This is a genomic window from Streptosporangium sp. NPDC002721 (assembly GCF_042888905.1).
GTDB lineage: Bacteria > Actinomycetota > Actinomycetes > Streptosporangiales > Streptosporangiaceae > Streptosporangium.
Window position 1 is genome coordinate 11893 of the sequence record NZ_JBIAQI010000017.1, and the last position, 18120, is coordinate 30012.

Sequence of the window (18120 nt, forward strand, 5' to 3'; positions counted from 1 at the left end):
CGCGTGAACCCGCCGCGGACATGCGTGACTGGCCGCTCGTCCGACACGTGCCACGACCGCGTGAACCCGCCGCGGACATGCGTGACTGGCCGCTCGTCCGACACGTGCCACGACCGCGTGAACCCGCCGCGGACATGCGTGACTGGCCGCTCGGGCGAGCGGCCGGTCACGCCTTCAGCGGCCGGTGGCCGGCCCGGGCTGGTGTCGCGCCTCGCGCGCGAGGCCTGGGACGCGGCCGGGCTGGGCCGTCAGGTCCGGCGGCAGGTCCGAGCGCTGGCTGATGTTCAGCTTGCGGTACACGCGGGTCAGGTGCTGCTCGACGGTGCTCACCGTGATGAACAGCTTGGCGGCGATCTCGCGGTTGGAGTAGCCGACCGTGGCAAGGCCGGCCACCCTGCGCTCGGCGTCGCTGAGGATGGCCACCACCCTGCCCGCCTCGCCGTCCCCGTCGTCGGGGCCGCACTCGTCGGCGAGCGCCTGGCTCAGCGGGCGGGCGCCGCACTCCTGGGCCAGGGCCCGCGCGCGGCTGGCGATGATGCCCGCCCTGCGGAACTCGCCCACGCCGTGGTAGGCCTCGGTGAGGTCGATCAGCGACCTGGCCAGCTCGTAGCGGTCCCCGCAGGTCTGCAGGTGCTCGGAGGCCTGGCGCAGGAACATCGGCCGGTGCCGCACCTCGCTGGTGGCGGCCAGCACCCGCAGCGCCACGCCGTCGGTGCGCTCCGAGCCGGCGCCCGACCGGCCCAGCTGCTCCTCGACCAGCTCGCGGGCCTCCTCGTGCCTGCCCAGGGCGATGAGCGCCTCGGCCACGTCCGTACGCCAGGCGACGAACCCCGGGGTGTCCATCTTCCAGGAGGTCAGCAGTTCCCCGCAGAGCCGGAAGTCGCGCAGCGCCGCCACCGGGTTGTCCACGGCGAGCTGGTAGCGGCCGCGGGCCTGCAGGAACCGCACGCCGCACCTGGTCTGCAGCATCGCCTCGGGGAACGCCTGGTTGAGCTGCGCGAGCGCCTCGTCGTAGCGTCCCATCGCGGTGGCGGCGAGCATGAGGGTGGCCACCGGCCCGCCCACGGCCACGCCCCAGCTGCTCGGCGGGATGATCTCCAGGGCCTGGCGGGCGTACGACGCGGCCTCCTCCAGCTCTCCCTGGCGCAGCGAGAGCTCGGCCCGGATCGCGGTGAGGCGCGCCCGGCGGGCGGGCGAGCCCCCGGAACGCAGCTCCGCGATCAGCGCGTCGCACCGCGGCGCCGCCCGGTTGGAGCGCCCGGAGTACACCAGGGCGAGCAGCGCGCTCTCCACGGTGTCCATGGACATCTCGTCCAGGTTGGAGCCGCGCAGGATCCGCTCGGCCGTGCTCACGATCTGGTCGTGGGGGCCGCCGGTGAGCGCGCCGGCCAGCGCGTTGATCGACTCCAGGCGCCGGCTCACCTGGAACGGCAGCACCGCCTCGCTGATCTTCTTGCCCGCCCAGCTGCTCATGTGGGCCAGGAGGGGCGGCGCGTAGCAGCGCATCCACATCCTGGTGCTCACGCCCTCCGCGACCGTGTGCGGGTCGGAGTCGCCGAACTCCGCCGTACGCTCCAGGACGTCGCAGGCGACGTCCGCCCTGCCGTGCCACAGCAGCGCCCTGGCCAGGATGATCGCGTCACTTCCGCGCAGGCTCCCGTTGTGCAGCGCGTCGGTGAGCTCCTCCATGTGGCTGATCGGTGCCTTGGGGTCGATGCGCCACTCGGCGCGCATCAACATGGTCGCGATCGACGTGCGTTCCTGGTCGTCCAGGCGTCCGCGCAGGGCGAGCTTGAGATAGTCGACGGCCGACTCGACCTCGCCGTCGGTCAGCCTGCGGCGGGCCGCCGAGCGCAGCACGGGCACGGCCCAGGGGGCCTCGGCGTCGTCGGCCTTGCTCAGGTGCTCGGCGATCGCCAGGTCGGAGGCGCCCTCGCCGTTCAGCAGTTCGGCCGCGCGCCGGTGCATGTACTGGCGCTTGTCGGCCCCGAGGTCGGCCAGGACCGCCTCCTCGCCCGCCTCGTGGTGGAAGCGGCCGTCCGCCAGCAGCCCCGCCGTCTCCAGCCAGCGGATCGCCAGGGGGACCGAGGGCGTGTCCGAGCGGGCCAGCCGGTGGACGAGCGCGGGGTCGTCGATCGCCGCCACCCACCTGGCCACGTCCAGCAGGGCCGGATCGACCCGGTGCAGGCAGGACAGCACGGCCTCGCCGTACCGCTCCGCCGGCGCTCCCGTGCCGTTCCTCGCGAAGTCCTCCAGCAGCCCGTTCACGAGGATCGGGTTGCCACCGCTGAGGTCGTGCCACTCCGGCGCCAGCCGCTCGGCCGTCTCCTGCCCCAGCCGCTCGCCCACCATGCTCAGCACGGCGCCGTGCGAGAGCGGGTGCAGCCGGATGGCGGTGCAGTGCGGCTGCCGGATGATCTCGGTGGGGAAGAACCTGTCCGCCTGGTGCGGGTAGTCGGCGTGCCCGAACACCGTCATCACCGGCGACGACCTCGCCCGGCGCATGAAGTAGGACAGGCACATCTGCGAGGGGCGGTCGGAGTCGTGCACGTCGTCGACGACGATCACCAGCGGGAGCTGTTCCGCCAGGGAGAGCAGCACCCCGCAGAGCCCCTCGACGACCCGGGTGTCGATGTTCTCGCCGCTGTTCTCGCCGCCCTCGCGCAGGAGGTCCATCGCGCGCTCGCGCACCCGCTCGCCCAGGGGGGCGTTGTGGAAGAGCTGTCCCAGCACGCCGAGCGGGAGGTCGCTCTCGGCCCGCGACGCCGTCGCCACGAGCGGGAGCGCCCCGCGGTCGTAGACCCGCTCGGCGAAGGAGTGCAGCAGCTCGCTCTTCCCGGTGGCGACCACCCCGGTCACCATCGCGACCCTGCTCCTCCCCTCGATCGTCTCGGTGAGAAGCCTCTGCAGGGAGGCCGTCGCCGCTTCTCTCTCAAAGAACCCCATACCGAACACCCCTCACGAGAGTGAGAACGATTGCCCATGGCCCGAATAACCGGTTCATGACCAATAAGCTACGCCGCCCCTTATACGCCCACAACGGGGTGACCCTTAATAGCATCCGGTCTACAACTTTCGATTCCCCGCCCGCACAGAAAAGCGCCGCGCCCGGATTTCAAGGGGCGCGGCGCACGGAATCTGGCCTCTGCGGTGTCTGATTATTCAGCGATCCTCGTCCTGGTCGTCCAGCGGTAGATCAGTCCCTGGCAGTCGCCCGCGAGGTGGTAGTGCTCCTCGGTACGCTCGAAATGCTCGTAGCCGCTCCTGTACTGGATCTTGACCTTTCCGTCCGCCTTTTCCAGCCGTCGGGAACGGGCTTTCTCCGGAAAGTCGACGGGGCCGCCCAGGAGGAAGACATTGACATCGTACGGACCGTGGTCGGAAATTGTGCAATCCGCGTGAACCTCTCGTGTCGGGCTGGGGGCTGGGGTCACGGGCACCTCCATGGAATTGACTTTCAACACATATTAGAAAACTGTTTTCCAGGGGGCACCCCCGATCGACCCCTACTACTGGCTGTCGCGCGCGGTCCAGCGGAACGCGCGCAGGCAGAGGAGCAGGCCGACCACGCACCAGATGCCCAGTGCCAGGGCCACCATCGGGAGCTCCCAGGCGCCGCTCGGCTCCAGGGCGACCGCCTGCTCGGGCAGGAACACCGACCGCATGCCCTGGGTCATCCACTTGAGGGGGAAGATCGACGCGAACATCTGCAGGATCCACGGCACGTCGGAGAAGGGGATGTAGACGCCGGAGCAGAACTGCACGATGAGGAAGGGCAGCGTGATGATCGCGTTGGCCCCGCGCGTGGACTTCGGCAGGCTGCCGACCGCGATGCCCAGGAAGGTGCAGGCCATGCCGCCGAGGACGAGGACCCAGGTGAACGTGAGCCACTGACCGACGTTGTCGGGCAGCTGGATGCCGAACATCAGCACCCCGACCGTGATCAGGAGGATGACCTCGGCGACCATGCACACCAGGACCTGGATGATCTTCCCGCCGAAGTAGGCCGTGCGCGGCATGGGCATGCCGTACAGCCTCTTGAGCGTGCCGTCGTGGCGCTCCAGCGTGATGTTGATGCCCAGGTTCTGGAAGGAGGTGCCCATGATGCCGGCGCCGATCATGCCGGCGGTGAGGATCTGGGCTCCCGTGACGCCGGGGAGTCCCGGCCTGCTGGCCGACATGGCGCCCAGCAGCACCAGCATGATCGCCGGGAGCGAGAAGATGACGATGAACTGGCCCTTCGTGCGGAAGAAGCCCTTGAGCTCCATCGCGCCGCGTTTCAGGGCGAGCCGGCCGGCGCTGGGCATCCGCACCGTCTGCACCGGTCTGATGTCGGTCGGTTGCGCCGGTTGCATCGGCAACGTGGTTGTCACAACTGTTCTCCGATAAGGCCGAGGTAGGTGTCTTCGAGAGTCGGCCGCGTGACGGTCAACTCGGGGATCTCCCCGTCGAACTGCGCGATGAGGTCCGCGACGACCTTCGTGGGCGTCGGGGTCCTCACGCGGTGTTCCCCGGCGGGGGTCGACCAGCTGACCGTGGCGTCCGCCTCGGCGCGCCCGGCCAGCGTGGCCGGCTCGCCGATCGCGACGACCCTGCCTCCCGCGATCACCCCCACCCGGCTCGCCAGCGCCTCCGCCTCGTCGAGGTAGTGCGTGGTCAGCACGATGGTGGTGCCCTCGTCGGCCAGCAGCGAGATCAGGCTCCAGAACTGGCGGCGGGCCTCGGGGTCGAATCCCGTGGTCGGCTCGTCCAGGAAGAGCAGTTCGGGGTTGCCCACGACGCCCAGGGCCACGTCGACCCTGCGCCGCTGGCCGCCGGAGAGGTTGCGGATGTGGGCGTCGGCCTTGCCCGACAGGCCCACCAGCTCGATCACCGAGTCCGGGTCGCGCGGGCGCGGGAAGTAGCTCGCGAAATGGTGCACCGTCTCGCGGACGGTGAACTCGGCGGCGTCGGTGGCCGACTGCAGCACGATTCCGAGCTTGGACCGCCAGACGCGTCCGGCCCGGCCGGGATCCTCACCGAGCACGCTGACCTCACCGCCGTCCCGGCGGCGGTGACCCTCCAGAATCTCGACAGTGGTCGTCTTGCCCGCGCCGTTGGGCCCCAGGAGCGCGAAGACCTCCCCCCGGGCGATGTCCAGGTCGATGCCGTCTACGGCGGTTACGTCGCCGTATTTCTTACGCAGCTCACGTACACGTACTGCTGTGTCGCTCATGCTCCATAGGGTTCGAGATTGGCAGGATTTGCGATATTCATCCTTCGGAACCCCGTATCTACGTCCTTCGATACCCCTACGGGGATCCGTACCAGTTCAACGACCTGATTCGCCGCCCTCGCGGGCGGAACCCCGAGTCACCCGGCCGACCCCCATCAACCGTTCGGTGGATTACGGAGGCCCGGCACAGCGGGGATTCTCGACACATGACAGTCATCGAGATCAACGGCCTGCAGAAGAGTTACCGGACACGCAAGGTGCTGGAAGACGTCACCCTGACGGTCGAGCGGGGTGAGATCTTCGGCGTCCTCGGCCCCAACGGAGCCGGCAAGACCACCACGGTGGAGTGCATGTCCGGGCTGCGCAAGCCCGACGGCGGCACCCTGCGCGTGCTCGGCCTGGACCCGCGGACGCAGCGGCGCGAGCTGCTGCAGCGCGTCGGCACCCAGTTGCAGGAGGCCGCCCTGCCCGACGCCATCAAGGTCGGCGAGGCGCTGAAGCTGTACGCCTCCTTCTACGACAGGCCCGCCGACTGGCAGGCCCTGATGGAGGAGTGGGGGCTGGCCGAGAAGAGGAACGCCCGCTTCGCGGGGCTGTCCGGCGGCTGGAAGCAGCGCCTGTTCATCGCGCTGGCCCTGGTCGGCAACCCCGAGGTCGTCTTCCTCGACGAGCTGACCACCGGCCTCGACCCCTCCGCCCGCCGGCTGACCTGGGGCCTGATCCGTGACATGCGCGACCGCGGCGTCACCGTCGTGCTGGTCACCCACTTCATGGACGAGGCGGACGCCCTCTGCGACCGCATCGCCGTCATCGACCAGGGGCGCGTCGTCCACCAGGGCAGCCCCCGCGACCTCCTCAGCAGGGACTCCTCCGGCTCCCTCGACGACGCCTATTTCGCACTCATCGAGAGGACCGTGTGATGAAGGGTCTCGGCAACGTCATCGCGATCGAGCTCAAACTGGCCATGCGCGACCCGATGTCCGCCTTCTTCGCGCTGGCCTTCCCCATGGTCATCCTGTGGGTGAAGATGCGCAACGGCGGCTCACTGCCCAGCGGGCTGCCCATGATCGACGCCGTCGTCCCGATGCTCAGCGTCTTCGTCATCGGCCTGGCCTCCCTGGTCATCCTGCCGGCCACGCTGGCCCAGTACCGCGAACGCCGCGTGCTCAAGCGGCTGCGCGCCACCCCGGCCGCCCCCACCATGATCTTCGGCGCCCAGTGGGTCGCGCACATGCTGCTCGCGGTGCTCGGCAGCGTCCTGATCGCCGTCGTCGGCCTCGCCGTCTACGGCATGGGCGGACCGGTCGACCCGGTCAGCGTCGTCGTCGCCTGGGTCCTCGGCGCGCTCAGCCTGGGCTCCATCGGGCTGCTCATCGGCGCCCTGGTGCCCAGCGGCCGTACCGCCACGGTGATCGGCCTGGCCGTCTTCTTCCCCATGGTCTTCGTCTCCGGCGCCATGAGCGCCCGCGAGACGCTGCCGGAGTCGATGCGCTCCGTCGGCGACCTGACCCCGATGGCCCCGGCCGTCCAGGCCATTCGCGCCGCCTGGGAGGGCCAGCCCGCCTCCCCGCTCACCCTGGCCGTGATGGTCGCGATCTTCATCGTCGCGGGCGGGGTCGCGCTGAAAGCGTTCCGCTGGTGACGAGCGCCGAGGCCGACGTCTCGCGATGGGACCGTGCCTGGCCGGCCCTGCCGTACCTCTTCGTCCTGCTCCCGACGGTCTTCGCCCTGGTGCGGGACTGGAGGGCGGACGTGGTGGTCCTGGCGGTGTGCACCGGGGTCTGGCACTGGTTCATGGTCTCCTCGCGATTCAGCCGGATCGAGCGGCCGGCGGTGGCGATCGTCTACTTCGCCGTGATGCTCGCCTTCGTCGCGGCGCTGATCAGGATCGACCCGGTGTTCACGGTGGCCGGCCCCGGCGCGTTCATCCAGGCCTTCACCCTGCTGCGCGGCTGGACGGCCTACCTGGGGGTGGCCGCCGCGGCCGCCGTCCTGGTGGGCGTCCGCCCCGAACCCCGGCCGGTGAACGAGCTGGTCTTCTCCTTCCTGGTCGCCGTCCTGGTCGCCTCGACCGTCGGGCTGTTCATCCAGACCATCTCCAAGCAGAACCAGCAGCGCAAGGTGATGATCGCGCAGCTGAAGGCGACCGGCACCAAGCTGGCCGCCATGGCGGAGGAGAACTCGAACCTGCAGTCGCAACTGCTGACCCACGCCCGCGAGGCGGGCGTGCTCAGCGAGCGCCAGCGGATGGCCAGGGAGATCCACGACACGATCGCCCAGGGGCTGACCGCGATCCTCACCCAGCTGGAGGTCGCCGAGAACGTCATCGAGGACGTGCCCGCCGCCCGCTCCCGGCTGAACACGGTGCGCGGGCTGGCCAGGGACAGCCTCAACGAGGCCCGCCGGTCGGTGCTGGCGATGCGCCCCGCCCCGCTGGAGGAGGCCCAGCTCGCGACCGCGCTGGAGGACGTCGCGGCCACCTGGTCGCGGGCGTCCGGCGTGCCGGCCCCGGTGTCGGTCACCGGCGACGCCAGGCCGCTGCACGCCGAGGTGGAGATGACCCTGCTGCGGGTGGCCCAGGAGGCCCTGGCCAACGTCGGCAAGCACGCCTCCGCCAGCAGGGTCGCCGTCACCCTTTCCTACATGGAGGATGTGGTGGTGCTCGACGTACGCGACGATGGGAAAGGATTCGACCCCGAGACGGTAGAACCGTCCATCGCGGGCGGATTCGGACTTATCGCGATGCGTCAGCGCGTCACCCGGCTGGCAGGGGACTTCGAGATCGAGACCGCTCTCGGCCAGGGGACGGGCGTCTCTGCTACGGTGCCCGCCATCACCGCCGACTCCAGAAATGCGTGAGGCATGCCGATTCGTATCATCGTCGTGGACGATCACCCGGTCGTCCGCGACGGGTTGCGCGAGATCTTCTCCACCGACGAGGCCTTCGAGGTCGTGGGCGAGGCGGCCGACGGCCCGGAGGCTCTCGTACTGACACGCCAGACCAACCCCGACCTCGTGCTCATGGACCTGCGGATGCCGAAGATGAGCGGCACCGAGCTGATCCGCAGGCTGCGCGAGCAGACACCGGGCATCAACGTGCTGGTCCTGACCACGTTCGACAACGACGCGGACGTGCTGCCCGCCATCGAGCAGGGCGCCACCGGCTACCTGCTCAAGGACACCCCGCGTCTCGAACTGCTCCGCGCCGCGCAGGCGGCCGCCCGCGGCGAGACGGTGCTCTCCCCCACCGTGGCCGGGCTGCTCATGCAGAAGGTGCGCGCGCCCGAGCAGCAGACGCTGAGCCGGCGGGAGCTGGAGGTGCTCGGCCTGATCGCCCGCGGCGCCACCAACCGCGAGGCCGCCGCGAAGCTGTTCATCACCGAGGCGACGGTCAAGACGCACCTGCTGCACATCTTCGCCAAGCTCGGGGTGAAGGACCGCGCCGCGGCGGTGGCGACGGCCTACGAGACCGGGCTGCTCAAGCGGGCCTCCGAGACCTGACTCAAGGGCGCCGCTTAAGGGCGCCTAGGGGTGGGCCGCCTCGTCCGGTGATCCGTAGCGTGAACATGTCTGCCCTGTTCATGCGAGTGGACACCCCCGGGACGAATGGAGATGGTCCATGAACACGCTTGCGCTGGCCGACCCCCGTACCGAGCTGGAGACCGTGGGAGGCAAGGGCGAGTCCCTCGCCCGCCTGGCCCGCGCCGGGCTGCCGGTCCCGCCCGGCTTCCACGTCACCACCGACGCCTACCGCGCCTTCGTGGCCCGGTACGACCTGCGGGAACGGATCCTGTCCTGCGACGCGGCGGAGGCCGCCGCCCTGTTCGCCGCCCACGAGGTGCCACAGGACATCGCCGACGACATCAGGGCCGCCTACCGCGAGCTGGGCGACGAGCCGGCGGTGGCCGTACGGTCGTCGGCGACCGCCGAGGACCTGCCCGGGATGTCGTTCGCCGGGCAGCAGGACACCTACCTCAACATCCGCGGCGCCGAGCAGGTCCTGGACGCGGTGCGGCGCTGCTGGGCCTCGCTGTGGACCGAACGGGCCGTCGCCTACCGCGAGCGCAACGACGTCCCGCACGACGAGGTGGCCCTCGCCGTCGTCGTCCAGGAGCTCGTGCCCGCCGACGCGGCGGGCGTGATGTTCACCGAGGACCGCGACCACCTGAGCATCAACGCCGCGTGGGGGCTGGGCGAGGCGGTCGTCGGCGGGCTGGTCACGCCCGACACGATCACGCTCGACCGCTCCGACCACACGATCGTCGAGGAGCACGTCGCGACCAAGACCGTGATGACCGTCCGCGGGCCCGAGGGCACCCACGAGGTGGAGGTGCCGGAGACCGGGCGCGACCTGCCCGTGCTCTCGCGGGCGCAGGCCGTACGGCTCGCCGAGCTGGGCATGACGATCGAGGAGCTGTACGGCCACGCCGTGGACGTCGAGTGGGCCTTCCACGACGGCCGGCCGTACATCCTGCAGGCAAGGCCCATCACCGGGCAGCGCGAGGTGTGGAACGACTCGCTCAAGGGCGACTACCTGTGGAGCAACGGCAACCTGGGCGAGGCGATCCCCAGCGTGATGACGCCGTGCACCTGGTCGCTCGTGCAGGCGTTCATCCACGAGATCATGATCGCCGGGCACCTCGGCGGCCACCCCCACTGCGGCAACATCGGCGGCCGGGTCTACATGAACATGAGCCTGACCGCCTCCCTCGGCAGGGCCCTGGGGATGACAAAGAAGATCAGGGACACCCAGGAGCCGGTGTACGGGCGGCTGCCGGAGGGGGTGGAGACCCCGCTGCTGCCGATGACGCGCTGGCAGACCCTCAGGGCGGCCAGGCCGATCCTGGGGGGCCGCCGCGCCATCCAGCGGCTCGTGGAGCGGATCCCCGAGTACGTCGCGACCGCGCCCCGGATCACCGAGGCCGTCCGCGCCGGGATCGCGAGGACCGCCGGCGCCGAGGACCTGGCCGCGCTCTGGGAGAGCGAGGTGGAACCGAGGTTCCGCGAGTGCAACCGCATGCTCGCCGCCGCCGCCCGCCAGGACGCCGGCTCGCTGATCTATCTCGGCTCGCAGCTGACCAGGCTCGTCGGGGAGGCCGACGCCGCCGTGCTGATGTCCGGGATCCAGGCCGCGGACGGCCGGCTGGAGAGCCTCGGCCCGCTGCTCGGCCTGGCGCGGTTCAAGCGCGGCGAGATCTCCCGCGAGGAGTACGTCCGCAGGTACGGCCACCGGGGACCGGACGAGTTCGAGGTCTCGGTGGCCCGGCCCGTGGAGGACCCGGCCTGGCTCGACGCGCAGATCGCCGGGCTCACGGTCGACCCGGCCGAGCTGCTGTCCCGCCAGGACGAGGCGAGCGCCGCCGCCTGGCTCAGGTTCCGCGAGCGGTACCCGAGGCAGGCCGAGAAGTTCCGCCGCAAGATCGACCGCTGGGAGGCTATCGTCCGCGCCCGCGAGGAGACCCGCTCGGAGATGATGCGCGGCTTCTGGATGGTGCGCGACTTCGTCGTGCGGGCCGGCGCGGTGACCGGACACGGCGACGACCTGTTCCTCCTGAGGATCGAGGAGATCCTGGAGGTGCTGCGCGGCTCGCGCCGGCCGCTCTCGCAGGTGGCCAGGCGCCGGGCGACCTACGAGCTGTACCGGTCGCTCCCGCCGTACCCGGGCATCATCCGGGGGCGGTTCGACCCGGAGCGGTGGGCGGCCGACCCGAACCGCCGCGGCGACGTGTTCGACGCCGGCGCGACGGTGGCGCCCCCCTCGCAGACCATCAGCGGCTTCCCCGGCGCGGCCGGGGTGGTCGAGGGCGTCGCCCGGGTGATCACCTCCGTGGCGGACGGGGACCGGCTCGCGGAGGGCGAGATCCTGGTGACGACCGTGACCAACGTGGGCTGGACGCTCCTGTTCCCGCGTGCGGCCGCGGTGGTCACCGACGTCGGCGCGCCGCTGTCGCACGCGGCCATCGTGGCGCGTGAGCTGGGCATCCCGGCGGTCGTCGGCACCAGGAACGCCACCATGCGCATCCAGGACGGCGACCTAATCCGCGTCGACGGCGGCGAGGGCAGCGTCGAGATCGTCCGGGTGCCGGCGGTGGTCTGACCGGCACGAGAAAGGCCGCGGTCCCGACGGGACCGCGGCCTTTCTCGTGTCGCCCCTACCGTCCCGGAGGAGCAGCGGGTCCTGCCTGTCGCCTCTTTGAGGGGATCAGCGGGCCTTGCCTGTTGTCTCGTTGAGGGGATCAGCGGGTCGCGGTGAGCATCCGCATCCCGAGCGGGAGGTCGACCAGCTCGCCGGGGAGCAGCTCCGCGCTCTCCAGCAGCGCCCGGTACTCCTCCTCCGTACGCTCCCGCCCGCCGGTCATCACCATCATGTGCAGGTCGAAGGCGAGCGGCAGGTGGGTGTCGGCGGAGACGACGCGTTCGATGACCAGCAGTTCCGCGCCCTTCCCCATCGCCCGCGCGCAGTTGCGCAGCAGCCGGACGCACCGGTCGTCGTCCCAGTCGTGCAGGATGCGGGAGAGCAGGTAGACGTCCCCGCCCTCGGGGACGGACTCGAACAGGTCGCCGCCGACCAGCTCGCACCGCTCCAGCACCCCCATCCGGTCCAGGTGCGCGGGCGCGTTCGCGACGACGCCGGGCACGTCGAACAGGATCCCCCCGGCCTCCGGGTGGTCCCGCAGGACGGTGCCGAGCAGGGCGCCGGTGCCGCCCGCCAGGTCCACCACGGTCCGGGCGCCGGAGAAGTCGTGCGCCACGGGGACCTCGCGGAAGAACGCGGCGCCCGCCGCCATCCCGGCGTTGAAGACGGACGCCTTGCCGGGGTCTCCCTTCAGGTGCGCGAAGACGGGCTCGCCGAAGACGTGCTCGAAGGCCGTCTCGCCGGTGCGCAGGGTGTGGGGCAGCCCCCGCCACGCGGCGCCGAAGTAGTCCTCGCCGTAGAGCTCGACGAGCGGGCCCAGCCTGTCGCGGCCCAGCAGGGCGCCCATCGGGGTGAGGCCGTACCTGCCGTCCTCGTCGACGTCGGCCAGGCCGACCCCCGCCAGCAGGCGCAGCAGTCGGCCGAGGGCCTCCGGGTGCGCGCCGACCTTCTCCGCGATCTCGCCGGGGCTCAGGCGGTGTCCCGCGATCGTGTCGGCGACCCCGAGCCGGACGGCGGCGAAGGTCGCCTCCGCCACCCATCCGCCGGTGAGGATCCTCATGAGCTCGTGTTCCGTCATCGAATGCCTCCAGCTTGGGGGCGCGGCCGTGGCCGCGGGGAGGAAGTCAGGGCGTTACGGGGTGGAGGGCCAGGCCATGGAGACGGTACGGAGCACGTGGGAGACCACGTCCGCCTGTCGTGGCACGAGATAGAAGTGGTCGCCGTCCAGCACGTGGGCGGCGAACCGGTCGTGGGTGAGCTCGCCCCACCGCGCGGCCTGCTCCGGGGTCACCTCGGGATCGGCGTCGCCGAGGACCGCGGTGACGGGACAGCGCAGCCGCCCGCCCGGACGGTGCCGGTAGGTCTCGTCGACCCGGTAGTCGTTGCGGACCACCGGCAGCGTCAGCTCCCTGACCACCGGGTCCGCCAGGTGTTCCCGCGCCACGCCGCCGAGGCGTACCAGGTCGGAGATCAGGTCGTCGTCGGAGGTGTGGAGGTCGCCCGGCCGGTGGTCGTGCGGCGCGTGCCGGCCGGAGGCGAACAGGTGGACCACGCCCCGGCCGCGCGCCTCCAGCTCGCGCGCCACCTCGTAGGCGATCAGGGCTCCCATGCTGTGCCCGAACAGCGCGACCGGCCGGTCGAGGAGGGGCGCCATCGCGTCGGTGACGAGCTTGGCGATGTGGTGGGCGTCGTCGGCCATCGGGTCGGCGCGCCGGTCGGCGCGTCCCGGGTACTGCACGGCGCGAACCTCGACGGCGGGCGGCAGGGTCCGGTGCCAGGAGCGGTAGAAGGTGGCGGAACCGCCGGCGTGCGGGAAGCAGAACAGCCGCAGTCCCGACCGCGGCCTGGGGTCGTAGCAGTGGAACCAGCTCATGAAATCTCCGCTGCGGAAAGGGGGAGGGGCGCGGTCTGGACGAGCAGTTCTGGGCGGCCGATCGCCGCGGTGGCGTCCAGCCAGAGACGGCTGAGCGTCAGGTAGTACTGGCCCTGCCGCAGCGGGTCGGCGCCTTCCCCTGCGGTCTTCCCTGCGGTTTCCTCGGCGGCCTGGCGCAGGCCGGTCAGCGCGCGCCGGATGCCGCTCGGCCACAGCGTACCGACGATTTCCCGAAATGTCGGCGCTTCTTGTGGTCCGAGGAGCGTGGCACTCGGCAGCCGGAGATGGTCGTCGTCGAGGGCGAAGCGGTCGTCGGCGTCGCGGCCGACGTACATGCGGGGGCTCCACACGATCGGGCCGTGCGTGTTGACCAGCGTGAGGTTGCCGCCCTCCGTCCCTATCGTGACGCGGTGCAGCAGGTGCAGGTGGGCGTCGGGGTCGTTGGGGGCGATCTGGTTCTGCACCCGCAGGGTGAGCGGCACGCCGCCGACCGTGCCGGTGAGGCAGCTGAACGGCGTCCCTTGCGCCGCCGGGCCGAACGTCCACGGCCGCAGCCCGCCGAGGGCGCGGCCGAGGATGTCGAACAGGGCGTAGGCGACGTGGACACTGCAGGCGGCGTCGACGTAGAGGGGCTTCTGCAGCGCGCACAGCCTGCGGGCGGCCTCGACGAAGCGGCGTACCGGGTCCAGGTGCACGTAGAGGGTGTTCACGTGGTGCACCGCCGGGGCGGCGCGCGCGGTGCGCAGGCAGCGGGCCAGCTCGTCCGCGTGCAGCGGGTGCTCCTGGAGCACGTGGACGCCGCGGGCCAGGAGCGCCCCGGCCAGCTCGCTGCCCTCCCCGCCGACGACCCCGGACCGCACGACGACGCAGGCCAGGTCCGCCAGGTCGGGCACCTGGTCGGGGTCGGTGAGCAGCGGGACGCCGTACTCCCCGGCGTACGCGGCGGACCGGGCGCTCCCCCGGGCCAGGATGCCCGTCAGCTCGAACGGCCCCTCCGCCAGGGCCGACAGGTAGACCTGGCCGAACTTCGTCCCGCAGACCACGACCCGCCTCACAGCGCGCCCTCCTCGAAGGCCGGCGCGGCCAGGTCGATCCTCGGGATGTCGTCGGAGACCTCGATCTTGGCCACGGGTTCCAGGTCGGCCAGCATCCCGGCGGGGTCGAGCACGCCGTCGGCGTAGTGCGGACCTGCCCCGACCTCGCCCCGCAGCACGGCCTCCGTCGTGTGCGCCACGACCGCGGCGGTGAGCTCGTAGGAGTCGGCCGCCCGCAGCGCCATCGTGCGGGTGCTCCCGGGGCCGCTGAGCTGGAAGAGCAGGACGTAGTACGGGGTGCGCCCGGCCAGTTCGAGCTCGGCCACGCGCATCAGGTCGGCCGCCGAGACCGCCGCGCTCATCGCTGCCAGGACGCGGTCACCGGTGATGACGTTGTACCAGCGCGCCTCCTCCAGCCCCAGCTCCCCCGCCACCCGCGCCGCCTCGGTGCCGAGGAAGGGGTAGGCGGTGACCGGCCCGTGGAAGTAGGGCAGCTCGACGCCGTACGCCGGGGACAGCGCCCGCGAGACCGTACCGCCGCCGCGCCAGGCGGCCAGGGCCTCGCCGTGGTCCCCCCTGCCGCTCAGCAGGACGTCCCCGGCGGCGGCGGGGGTGAGCCGGTCGAGGCCGCCGGTGTACACGTCGAGCCGGTGCGGGCCGGCTCCGGCGAAGCGCGCGAGGTGGCGCGGCAGCAGCCCGGTGAGGCCGGGCAGCATCCCCGCGGAGAGCACCGCCGTCGCCCCGGCCGTCCCCGTGGCCGCGAGCCTGTCGAACACCGGGCCGTCGCCCGCGGCGTCCACGTAGTCGGCCCCGGCCAGGAACGAGGCGCGCGCCACCCGGTCGAGCAGCAGGTAGGAGGGGCCGGCGCAGTTGACCACGACCGTGCAGCCCCGGCAGAACCTGGCCAGGCCGGCCTCGTCGTAGGCGTCCACCTCCCAGGCCTCGCCGCGGCCGCCCAGCTCCTCGCTCACGAAGCGGCGGGCCGCCTCCAGGTCGCGCCCGCCGACGCGGACGCCGTGACCGGCGAGCAGCCGCGCCGCCGCGCCGCCGACCGCGCCGTACCCTCCGACGATCCCGATCACGCCGGACCCCCGGTGATCAGCCGGGCCACGCCGGGGGCGCGCTCCTGGTCGAGACAGCTGAAGTGGTCGCCGGCCACGTCGATGACGGTGAGCCGGCCCAGGCAGAGCTCCTGCCAGAATCCGGTCATGTCGTCCTGGAGGGTCGGAACGACGTTGGTGACGCCACTCTGGCGCAGGAAGGTGATGTCGCCCGCGTAGGGCTCGGGGTCGTAGTGGGTGACGGCCGCGAAGCTCTGCCTGAACACCCGGTGGGCGAGCTCCACCCGCTCGGGCGGCTGCCCCAGCTCGCGGGCGAGGGCGGCGAGCCGTTCCGGGCGCGGGGGCAGGGCGAGCGCGGCGAAGCGGCGGCCGACCTCCGCGAGGCCGGGGTCGGGGTCGGCCGCGAGGGCGGCGAGGGCTCCCTCGCGCACCAGTCCCGGCGAGCTCTCCTGCACGGCCCGCAGCGCCCTGGCCAGGTCCCCGCCGGGGAAGCCGAGCCGGACCGGGTCGACGCCGCACGCCTGGGCGAAGCCGTACTCCAGCATGAGCTCGTCGGTGATCCGGTACGGGAAGCGCGAGCTGCTGATGACGGTGAGGTCCTCGACGACCGCGCCGCTCTCGGTGAGCTGGCGGGCGAGCTCGGTGGCGATCAGGCCGCCCATGCAGTAGCCGACGACGCGCACGCGCGTCACGCCCTCCTTGAGCAGCAGCCGCGCGTAGGATCCGGCCAGCGTCTCGGCCGCCGTGTCGGGGTCCAGCTCCAGGTAGCGCTCGGCGTCGTCGATCGCGAGGCCGAACAGCGGCGTGCCCGCGAGTTCCGCGGTCAGCGCCCGGTAGGGGGTGAGGGTCCCGGTGCCGTCGTGGACCAGCACGCGGGGCGTCCCCTCGCCCTCCGACAGGCGTACCAGCGAGCTGGCGTGGGTGCGGGTGAGCCCGTGGTCGCGGTCCTCGCGCGCCTGGCGGAGGTGGGCGGCGAGCGCGGCGACGGTCGGCTGGTTGACCAGCTGGCGGACGAGGCTGTCCCAGTAGAAGTTGCCCGCCTCGGGCAGCTCCTCGCGGACCCGCCCGGCGAGCCGGGTGACGAGCAGGGAGTCGCCGCCCAGGGTGAAGAAGTCCTGGTCGCGGCCGACGCGCGGCAGTCCGAGCAGCTCCGCCCACAGGGCCGCGAGCCGCCGTTCCAGGTCGTCGCGCGGCTCCTCGCCCGCGGGCGCGGCCTCCCCCGCGGCCCGGGGGAGCAGGGTGGCCAGCGTGTTCCTGTCGATCTTGCCGTTCTCGGTGAGCGGCAGCTCGTCGACCACCTGGATGTGGGACGGGATCATGTACTCGGGCAGCCGCTCGGCGAGGAAGGCGCGCAGCTCGGCGAGGTCGACGTGCTCGCGGTCGGCGGGGAAGCGGGCGGCGACGACGCACTGGCCCAGCGGCGCCAGCGGGTCGGCGGGCTCGGGCAGGCAGGCCAGGGTCTCCGCCCCGGCCCCGGCCAGCAGGTCGAGCCACTCCTCGCGGGTGATGAACGTGCGGTCGCGGCCCCGCCGCACGTCGTCGTAGTCGCGCGGGCTCATCAGGAACTCCATCGAGCTCATGATCTGCACGTGCTCCCTGGTGGTCTCGATGAACACCAGCCAGCCGCCCGGCACGAGCAGCTCGCGGAACCTGTCGAGGACCGCGCCCGCGTCGTGGGCGTTGTGCAGGACGTTGGCGCAGAGGACGACCTCGAAGGAGTTGGGCTCGTAGCCCTGGTCGCGGTAGTCGGCGTTGATGTCGAACAGGCCGTAGCGCACCCAGGGGTGGTCGGCGAACCGCTCGGCCGCCCGGGTGAGGAAGAAGCGGGACAGGTCGGTGAAGAGGTAGTCGACCCGGTGGCCGGCGAGTTCGGGGACGAGCTCGGCGCTGGTGCCGCCCACGCCCGCGCCGACCTCCAGCACGCGCAGCGGCCCGCCGGTGTGTCCACCGGTGTGTTCCTCCGCTACGCGGCCGATCACGGCCCGGACGACGCGGTTGACGTAGCGGCTGAGGACGTTGTCCTTGTACGCGCCCTCGGCCGTCTCCGTTCCCGCCTCGGGGAAGAGCAGGTCGCGGGCGTCGAGCTCGCCGCGCATCAGCTCGGGCAGGTGCGTGGTGCTGACGCGCAGGAATCCGATCAGCTCGGCGCCGTAGTCGAGCCCGTCCGCCAGCTCGTCGACCCGGCGCCAGAGCGCGTCCAGGTCGGCGCCGGTACGCAGGTTCCGGTAGCGGCCGGCCGGGTCGAGGTCGAGCAGGCCGTGCTCGCACAGCGCGGTGAGCCAGCGGCGGACCAGCCGGTGGTGGTCGGGCCTGACCCGCGCGATCTCCAGGATCTCGGCCGCCTCGTGCCCGCCGTCCTGATGCCCGCCGTCCTGATGCCCGTCGCCCTCGTGAGCGTCGCCCTCGTGCCCGTCGTTCTCGTGCCCGTCGTTCTCGCGGGCGTCGTTCTCGCGGGCGTCGTTCTCGCGGGCGTCGTTCTCGCGGGCGCCGTTCTCGCGGGCGCCGTTCTCGCGGGCGCCGTTCTCGCGGGCGCCGTTCTCGCGGGCGCCGTTCTCGCGGGCGCCGTTCTCGCGGGCGCCGTTCTCGCGGGTGAACAGTCCTGAGGCGCGCAGCGCGGCCGCCATCGACGCCAGCGCGATCTCGTCGAGCGTCTCGGCCACCGCGATCACCCGTGGCAGGTCGACACCGGCCGTCGCCGCGTCCGCCGCCTCCCTCGCCGCCGCCCCGACGTGCGGTACTGCCTCCTCCCGCTGCTTGGGGGCGGCCTGCGCGAAGGCGATCAGGCGCCGGTCGAGGGCGCG

General features: G+C 72.0%; 14 protein-coding genes and 1 pseudogene. 6 read left to right on the top strand and 9 right to left on the bottom strand.

Going from position 1 to position 18120, the window contains the following annotated elements:
* Positions 1–174: 174 nt before the first annotated feature.
* From ACFYWM_RS24350 to ACFYWM_RS24365, 4 genes are all read right to left on the bottom strand, one after another.
* Positions 175–2946, bottom strand: a complete 2772-nt coding sequence (locus ACFYWM_RS24350) for an AAA family ATPase (RefSeq protein ID WP_389917738.1) — start codon at positions 2944–2946, stop codon at positions 175–177.
* A gap of 212 nt (positions 2947–3158) precedes the next feature.
* On the bottom strand, positions 3159–3446 hold the full coding sequence (locus tag ACFYWM_RS24355; protein ID WP_389917739.1) for a DUF5988 family protein: 288 nt from the start codon (positions 3444–3446) through the stop codon (positions 3159–3161).
* A gap of 63 nt (positions 3447–3509) precedes the next feature.
* Positions 3510–4373 (bottom strand): ABC transporter permease, encoded by an 864-nt coding sequence (locus tag ACFYWM_RS24360; protein WP_389917740.1) that lies wholly within the window; start codon positions 4371–4373, stop codon positions 3510–3512.
* The gene (locus tag ACFYWM_RS24365) at positions 4370–5215 is read right to left on the bottom strand and encodes an ABC transporter ATP-binding protein (RefSeq protein WP_389917741.1); all 846 of its coding nucleotides are present in this window, start codon (positions 5213–5215) and stop codon (positions 4370–4372) included. The genes ACFYWM_RS24360 and ACFYWM_RS24365 overlap by 4 nt, the downstream gene beginning before the upstream one ends.
* 206 nt (positions 5216–5421) lie before the next feature.
* Between ACFYWM_RS24365 and ACFYWM_RS24370 the strand changes: the two genes are divergently transcribed.
* The 5 genes from ACFYWM_RS24370 (at position 5422) to ACFYWM_RS24390 (ending at position 11312) form a co-directional block, all read left to right on the top strand.
* The gene (locus ACFYWM_RS24370) at positions 5422–6135 is read left to right on the top strand and encodes an ABC transporter ATP-binding protein (RefSeq protein ID WP_389917742.1); all 714 of its coding nucleotides are present in this window, start codon (positions 5422–5424) and stop codon (positions 6133–6135) included.
* The gene (locus tag ACFYWM_RS24375; RefSeq protein ID WP_389917743.1) at positions 6135–6857 is read left to right on the top strand and encodes an ABC transporter permease; all 723 of its coding nucleotides are present in this window, start codon (positions 6135–6137) and stop codon (positions 6855–6857) included. Before ACFYWM_RS24370 ends, ACFYWM_RS24375 begins: the two co-directional genes overlap by 1 nt.
* Positions 6854–8074 carry a sensor histidine kinase gene (locus ACFYWM_RS24380; RefSeq protein WP_389917744.1) on the top strand — a complete coding sequence of 407 codons (1221 nt, stop codon included), beginning with the start codon at positions 6854–6856 and terminating at the stop codon, positions 8072–8074. The genes ACFYWM_RS24375 and ACFYWM_RS24380 overlap by 4 nt, the downstream gene beginning before the upstream one ends.
* A gap of 3 nt (positions 8075–8077) precedes the next feature.
* Positions 8078–8716 (top strand): response regulator, encoded by a 639-nt coding sequence (locus ACFYWM_RS24385; protein WP_389917745.1) that lies wholly within the window; start codon positions 8078–8080, stop codon positions 8714–8716.
* A gap of 118 nt (positions 8717–8834) precedes the next feature.
* Entirely contained in the window at positions 8835–11312 is a 2478-nt protein-coding gene (locus ACFYWM_RS24390) for a PEP/pyruvate-binding domain-containing protein (RefSeq protein WP_389917746.1), read from the top strand.
* 139 nt (positions 11313–11451) lie between these two features.
* Here the strand turns inward: ACFYWM_RS24390 and ACFYWM_RS24395 are convergent, their stop codons facing one another.
* Genes ACFYWM_RS24395 through ACFYWM_RS24415 form a run of 5 tightly spaced genes read right to left on the bottom strand, consistent with a single transcriptional unit; the run spans position 11452 to position 17415 of the window.
* Positions 11452–12429: a methyltransferase gene (locus ACFYWM_RS24395; protein ID WP_389917747.1), complete on the bottom strand. Its 978-nt coding sequence runs from the start codon at positions 12427–12429 to the stop codon at positions 11452–11454.
* A gap of 54 nt (positions 12430–12483) precedes the next feature.
* Positions 12484–13224 (bottom strand): thioesterase II family protein, encoded by a 741-nt coding sequence (locus tag ACFYWM_RS24400; protein ID WP_389917748.1) that lies wholly within the window; start codon positions 13222–13224, stop codon positions 12484–12486.
* Entirely contained in the window at positions 13221–14279 is a 1059-nt protein-coding gene (locus ACFYWM_RS24405) for a Gfo/Idh/MocA family oxidoreductase (RefSeq protein WP_389917749.1), read from the bottom strand. The genes ACFYWM_RS24400 and ACFYWM_RS24405 overlap by 4 nt, the downstream gene beginning before the upstream one ends.
* A complete protein-coding gene (locus tag ACFYWM_RS24410) occupies positions 14276–15340 on the bottom strand; it encodes a saccharopine dehydrogenase NADP-binding domain-containing protein (protein WP_389917750.1) in 1065 nt (354 codons plus the stop codon). The genes ACFYWM_RS24405 and ACFYWM_RS24410 overlap by 4 nt, the downstream gene beginning before the upstream one ends.
* Positions 15337–17415: a methyltransferase gene (locus ACFYWM_RS24415; protein ID WP_389917901.1), complete on the bottom strand. Its 2079-nt coding sequence runs from the start codon at positions 17413–17415 to the stop codon at positions 15337–15339. The genes ACFYWM_RS24410 and ACFYWM_RS24415 overlap by 4 nt, the downstream gene beginning before the upstream one ends.
* Positions 17416–17862: 447 nt before the next feature.
* Here ACFYWM_RS24415 and ACFYWM_RS24420 point away from each other — a divergent pair.
* Positions 17863–17922: pseudogene (locus ACFYWM_RS24420) on the top strand (hypothetical protein); the annotation flags it as partial.
* Positions 17923–18120: the final 198 nt, after the last annotated feature.

Bases quoted from the DNA above. Each gene is read 5' to 3' on its own strand.
- ACFYWM_RS24355 (WP_389917739.1), bottom strand. From the start codon at position 3,446: ATGGAGGTGCCCGTGACCCCAGCCCCCAGCCCGACACGAGAGGTTCAC.
- ACFYWM_RS24385 (WP_389917745.1), top strand. From the start codon at position 8,078: ATGCCGATTCGTATCATCGTCGTGGACGATCACCCGGTCGTCCGCGAC.
- ACFYWM_RS24415 (WP_389917901.1), bottom strand. From the start codon at position 17,415: ATGCGCGGCGAGCTCGACGCCCGCGACCTGCTCTTCCCCGAGGCGGGA.
- ACFYWM_RS24350 (WP_389917738.1), bottom strand. From the start codon at position 2,946: ATGGGGTTCTTTGAGAGAGAAGCGGCGACGGCCTCCCTGCAGAGGCTT.
- ACFYWM_RS24395 (WP_389917747.1), bottom strand. From the start codon at position 12,429: ATGACGGAACACGAGCTCATGAGGATCCTCACCGGCGGATGGGTGGCG.
- ACFYWM_RS24375 (WP_389917743.1), top strand. From the start codon at position 6,135: ATGAAGGGTCTCGGCAACGTCATCGCGATCGAGCTCAAACTGGCCATG.
- ACFYWM_RS24365 (WP_389917741.1), bottom strand. From the start codon at position 5,215: ATGAGCGACACAGCAGTACGTGTACGTGAGCTGCGTAAGAAATACGGC.
- ACFYWM_RS24370 (WP_389917742.1), top strand. From the start codon at position 5,422: ATGACAGTCATCGAGATCAACGGCCTGCAGAAGAGTTACCGGACACGC.
- ACFYWM_RS24400 (WP_389917748.1), bottom strand. From the start codon at position 13,224: ATGAGCTGGTTCCACTGCTACGACCCCAGGCCGCGGTCGGGACTGCGG.
- ACFYWM_RS24390 (WP_389917746.1), top strand. From the start codon at position 8,835: ATGAACACGCTTGCGCTGGCCGACCCCCGTACCGAGCTGGAGACCGTG.